Source organism: Cysteiniphilum marinum, assembly GCF_014857925.1.
Classification (GTDB): domain Bacteria; phylum Pseudomonadota; class Gammaproteobacteria; order Francisellales; family Francisellaceae; genus Caedibacter; species Caedibacter marinus.
Map to the genome: position 1 here is coordinate 1 of NZ_JACYVZ010000078.1, position 2,703 is coordinate 2,703.

Consider the following 2,703-nt stretch of genomic DNA (forward strand, 5'->3'; position numbering starts at 1 on the left):
TTTGATCGTCATAAATCTGAGAAATTATTTTTTGTTTTAGCGCCATGATGATACCTTAATGCAAATAAGTTTATTTTGCACTATAGCATAAAATTTATCTTATAGGTATGTTTTTAGGAATGGACTCTATATAATAGGAGTTTTCGTAGATGTGTTTAATCTAAATAATTTTACTAGATCACTAGTTGTCCAATTCTTGTCCATGTCAGCAAACCTTTTTAAACCTTTATATGTAATTAAAATGCTAAAACCGATTAAAGTCAATAGTATTAGATAATATTTTTTGATAATTATTCACTTTCATAAACCATGGTTTCAGAGTGTGATGTTCTTTCATTATTCCCAACTGATTAATGTAAACAGGTTGTGATCGCTCAATAAACCATGGTTTAATGTTGGATTGAATACAGTTAAATTAAATTCACATAAGTTAGCGTGTTGATTACTATGTATTAAAATTGGCTGCAATGGAGCATCGTTGTATTCTGTATTTTTCTTAATGTATATAGGTAAAATAACAGCCTTTGAACACTTCGTTTGTTCACAAAAGTGGGAGTCTTCATGAATGGTTACTGATGTTTTAAATATGTGACAGGCTATCATTTTGGGTTTGTATGGATCAAAAGCTGCTAATATATCCGCGTGATATTTATCAAAGTTCTTGTTCCTATAATCACAAAAATCTTTGATGTTGGTTCCACGATATGCTGGATCATTTTCAATAAAATTAATAATGTCTTTGTTCCCATAATCAATATACATTACGTTATCTGGTTCATGTATTCCATGAGGTGTTACTGTTTTGTTAAATATCTCAATGAGTTCACTTTGATGGTTTTGTAAAGACATAGTTAATCCTTAGTAAAAAATGAAATTAATTATTGGTGTTTGAAAAACCCAGTAGGTAAATGTCGCAATAGCTATTGCTGTCCCATAAGGTACGTATTTATTCTTCTGATCATTGGACAGTAATAAGTAGATTATGATGCTGCAAAGTGAGGATAATAGTAAAATTATAGGAAGGGATGTAAAACCAAACCATGCTCCTATTGCTGCAAATAATTTAAAATCGCCATTTCCCATTGTTTTCTTTTTGATGATCAGACCAAAAGATACTGCTATAGCAAACAAAAACAAATATCCCAGAAGAGCACCAGCAACAGAATTACCAAAGGATGTTAATCCATTAAATAAATTAAGCGTTAAACCAATTAGGATTAAAGGTATCGTAATAGTATCCGGCAGTAACAGATGCTTGAAATCAATGAATGCCAGAGCAATTAATGAGAGCCACAAAAGACATAGTGCGATAGTGACTATAGTAATTCCGTATACGGCTAGCGTATAAACACAAATAATGGTGCTTATAATCTCAATTGACGGATATCTTATAGAAACATTTATTTTGCAATTTCTACATCGTCCTTTAAGCATTACATAGCTAAGGACTGGGATATTATCTAAAGGTCTTAGATTATAATGGCAGTGTGTGCATTGAGATGGATTAAGCAAATTAATCCTCTGTGAGGACGCGTCTGCATAACCAGAGATCATAAGCGGTAATCTATAGATCACTACATTCAAAAAACTGCCAAAAGCCAATGCGATAATTGATGCAAATCCAATTGTTATGCAGTTTAAAGGTATTAGTGATGCGTTAATAAAAGACATTCTAAACCTCACCCGATGTAATTTTTAATTATAGCCACTCTGGAATGACCAAGTTCATTCGATATGATTAATCGTGCATCTCTATCGATCTTTTTTTGTGAAGCTGTTAACTCGTTTCTTTTTGGTCCACCAGCAATAGGGCAATCCCATCCGTTCCCCTTTGATACTATATTAACGATTTCTTTATAGCGATTCTGAGCATAAGCGTGACGTAAGCCATGTAAGTTATATAAGTCGTTCTCTCGTGTAACACGATCATAAATTTTACGCTGTTGAATATAGTTTTTATTCTTTGGAATCATTGAACCATTGCCAGCTATTTCCTGAGCTTTTTGGATGATTTCTAGCTGTCTATCATTACGCAGTGGAATAGTGCGCTCTATGCCACCCTTTGTCCAGCTCCCTTGGAGTTTAAGATAGTATTGCCCAGATTCATTTTGCTGTAATGCTTCTTTTGGTTTTATTTTTAGGCACTCTTCGCGCCTTAAGCCAAATTCTTTTTGCAGTTGAATTGAACAGTTAATATTCTTATCTTTAATTTTATCGATATTGATAACGTGGATGGCTTTGTTTTCAGTTGGTATGTAAGATCGCTTTTCTATACCATAATAATCATTTGATTTATCGATAATATGATCGCGATTAAAATGTCCACATACCTTACGTAAATCTGACATTCTGTTTTTAATAGTGCCAGTAGACACACCTTCTTCTTTCCAGTGTATAATCAGCTCATGTACATGGTTTGCTTTTAAATTGCGTATATGCCGGATATTATAGCCAATCTGATGCAAATCATTAAAAGATGTTTTTAATCGTTCGGTCATGCTCTGTCTTGTTGCAAACGACATATTTGCTTTATTCTTAGCTGAAAACTGATGAATAGAGTAATTTACCTCTTTAAGTATTGAACGACAATTATCTTTGCCGGTTAACGACAACTACAATTGCCGCTTAAACCACCCTAATTTAGCATGGTTTTATCTTCAGTTACAATATTAATATTTTGCTTATTATCTGTTCTTGCTTTTT

3 protein-coding genes are annotated in these 2,703 nt (G+C 33.0%); all 3 read right to left on the reverse strand.

The annotated features are described in order from the left end of the window. Window positions 1–336: 336 nt before the first annotated feature. Genes IE867_RS14195 through IE867_RS14205 form a run of 3 tightly spaced genes read right to left on the reverse strand, consistent with a single transcriptional unit; the run spans window position 337 to window position 2,612 of the window. Entirely contained in the window at window positions 337–849 is a 513-nt protein-coding gene (locus tag IE867_RS14195) for a hypothetical protein (RefSeq protein WP_192485368.1), read from the reverse strand. A gap of 9 nt (window positions 850–858) precedes the next feature. Further along, window positions 859–1,671, reverse strand: a complete 813-nt coding sequence (locus IE867_RS15065) for a prepilin peptidase (RefSeq protein WP_192485369.1) — start codon at window positions 1,669–1,671, stop codon at window positions 859–861. 8 nt (window positions 1,672–1,679) lie between these two features. After that, on the reverse strand, window positions 1,680–2,612 hold the full coding sequence (locus IE867_RS14205) for a phage integrase N-terminal domain-containing protein (protein WP_192485370.1): 933 nt from the start codon (window positions 2,610–2,612) through the stop codon (window positions 1,680–1,682). Window positions 2,613–2,703: the final 91 nt, after the last annotated feature.